The organism is Candidatus Hakubella thermalkaliphila (genome assembly GCF_013281975.1).
In the GTDB taxonomy this organism is placed as follows: Bacteria; Actinomycetota; Humimicrobiia; order Hakubellales; family Hakubellaceae; genus Hakubella; species Hakubella thermalkaliphila.
Genome location: NZ_BLRZ01000180.1, coordinates 1 through 2,542 on the forward strand (window position 1 = coordinate 1; position 2,542 = coordinate 2,542).

At 43.0% G+C, this 2,542-nt stretch carries 4 protein-coding genes; 3 read left to right on the forward strand and 1 reads right to left on the reverse strand.

What is annotated here, in order from left to right; translation table 11 throughout:
- The 3 genes from HW443_RS10565 to HW443_RS10575 all read left to right on the forward strand — a co-directional run.
- A partial coding sequence (locus tag HW443_RS10565) for a hypothetical protein (protein WP_176238175.1) occupies positions 1-530 on the forward strand: 530 nt, incomplete at its 5' end.
- A gap of 20 nt (positions 531-550) precedes the next feature.
- A complete protein-coding gene (locus HW443_RS10570) occupies positions 551-1,399 on the forward strand; it encodes a methionyl-tRNA formyltransferase (RefSeq protein WP_176226244.1) in 849 nt (282 codons plus the stop codon).
- 3 nt (positions 1,400-1,402) lie between these two features.
- The gene (locus HW443_RS10575) at positions 1,403-2,320 is read left to right on the forward strand and encodes a PIG-L deacetylase family protein (RefSeq protein WP_176229533.1); all 918 of its coding nucleotides are present in this window, start codon (positions 1,403-1,405) and stop codon (positions 2,318-2,320) included.
- Here the strand turns inward: HW443_RS10575 and HW443_RS10580 are convergent.
- Positions 2,317-2,517: a hypothetical protein gene (locus HW443_RS10580; protein ID WP_176226242.1), complete on the reverse strand. Its 201-nt coding sequence runs from the start codon at positions 2,515-2,517 to the stop codon at positions 2,317-2,319. The two genes, HW443_RS10575 and HW443_RS10580, sit on opposite strands and share 4 nt — an antisense overlap.
- Positions 2,518-2,542 lie beyond the last annotated feature (25 nt).

Genomic DNA, 2,542 nt, shown 5'->3' on the forward strand with positions numbered 1-2,542 from the left:
CTCAGGAAGTCTCCACCTCCTCCCCGGAGGGCAAGTACGTCTTCAAACTATTGGATGTCTTCCTGGACCAGGGCGACCATCAGATCACCTTTTACGACACTCGTTTCTTGCTGGACAAAAGAAGATATCGAGATAGCGACTATTTGATGTTCCGCAGTAGCTCCTTAACGGATACGGCCATGAGTGGGGATACAGAGATCTTCTTGAAGAAGGCCTCCCCCCAGGAATATAGAATAAGCGTAGATACCGATCGCCCATTTTTCCTGGGTCTTAATGAGATCTATTTTCCTTCCCCTCAGGCCTATTTTGAGGATGGGAAGAGCATTGAGCTGTTCGCAAATCCTGGCTATCTCGTTCTCTATCTGGACAGGACCGGGCAGTACGATGTGATCATTAAATTTGGGAAGGAGGCCACTCCAACGGGCCAGGAAATTTACATATTTTGGTGGATTTCCCTTTTATGCATTTTCTTAATGGTTGTGGGATGGACAAGACTTAGCGCCTCTGAGCCTGGTGGGGATATCGGTTGACGCAGGATGGGTTTGGGAACATGAGAGTAGTCCTACTGACCAAGCTAGAAGGCGGTATCCAAAGAGGAGTCGACCAGGCCATATTGAGGATTCTGAAAGAAAAAGACATGGATCTTGTGGGGGTGGTAGTAGAGAGGACCATCCATGGCCCGTTCATCCCGTTTGTAAGAAATAAGGTAAGGAGATATATAAGAATTTATGGTCTCTGGGGTTTTTGGCGGATCTTAACCAAGGCTCTTGAAATCTCCTCAAAGTTTTGGCAAAGCAAATTGGGGCAGATAGTGGACAGGACAAATCGGGCCCAAGAAGAAAAAAATAAAAGATACCGCTCTTTTACTGAGCTCAGGAAAGATATAGATTTTCCTCTTTTCTTCACCAAAAACATCCATAGTGATGAATCTCTAAGCTTGATTCAACAGCTTCAGCCGGATCTGATAGTAGTATATGGCCACAGGATACTAAAGCGCCCAATATTTGAGATTCCCAGGGAGGGAGCAATTAATCTTCACCATGGAAAAGTGCCCTACTATCGGGGTGGCCCTCCTTGCTTTTGGGAGCTATACCATCAGGAAAAGACCGTGGGAGTGACGGTGCATTATATAGATGCAGGTCTGGATACAGGTGACATCATTCTACAAAAGGAAATTCCCATAGATACCTGTGATACGCTGGAGAGCCTGAGAGATAAAATTTATCCTCTGGGCGTTGAAATGCTGGTGCAAGCGATTAATTTGATCAAGGAAGGTAAGGTCAGGGCAGTACCTCAGGATAGAAGCAAAGGGAAAACCTATTCTGCTCCCACTATTAAGCAGGAAGCACACCTGAGGAAGATTTTGAAGGAACGGCAGCAGCTAAAGGGCATATCCTAAAACATGAGCAGAGAAGAAATAGCCAAAGCAATAAGAAGACTTCCCTCCAGGCCTGCCCAACTCTTTAACCACCTTTTTTTCAAGACGCTATTTTTATTCTCTGCCAAAAAAGATGCCTTAGATGTTCCCGGTGAAACTAAGAGAGTCTTGATATTGGCGCCTCACATTGATGATGACATTATAGGGTGTGGGGGCACCATCTCCAGATACATAAATGGTGGAGTCAGGGTGCACATCTTATATTTGACCACTGGCCAAAGAAGCAGACACCCCTTTCTTAATGAGAAGCAGCTTAAGGAAGAAAGGAAAAGAGAAGCCTATAGAGTAGCCGAATTGTATGGACTGAAAGACCTCTACTTTCTAGACAACATTGATGGGAATCTTTGTCTGGATCACCAGAATGTAGAGAAAGTCTTGGACCTGGTGGAGCAAATACAGCCTGATCTGGTCTTGGTGCCCTTTTTTCTAGACTATAACCGGGACCATATTGAGACCAATAGAATTTTTATTGAGGCGGCCAGGAAAGCAGGGTGGGAGATGAGCCTGTTAGCTTATCAAATCCAGTGTCCTTTGAGCCCAGGCACCATAAATAGAGTTGTCGACATAGATTCTTCTATCTTGATAAAGCAAAAAGCCCTGGAGCTTTACAAAAGTCAGGTATATGGTAAGCGGTTTTTCCAAACAGTGCTAGATCTGAATAGATATCAATCCTCTTTGGCCAGGAAGAAGTGCCGGTATGTGGAGGTCTTTTTACATCTGGATATTAAAAAATATGCCTATCTCTTTAAGAGGATGGATGAAAGATATGACATCAGTAAGCATTTGGAAGGTTTTGGCGACAACTATAGCTTGCCCTACTCCTTCCTTAAAGGAAGCAGGTTGAGAAAAGAAGTTAAAAGATTTCTATGTTCATGGTATTAGACCTTCCAGATTATTCTATCACCTTTTATCCGGCTTGCTATCTCTTGCAATTTAGTAAGTATCCTTATTTTTTCTTCAAAAGGCAGACGGGCTTGTTCTTTATGAAAATTTGCTTTATCTTCAAACAGCTTTTTTCTTGTAATTATTTTATTTTCGCCTATGACAATTTTTGTTTCTTCAATGTCTTTTTCTCCCATTAAATTAAAGCTCCTTTAAAGACTT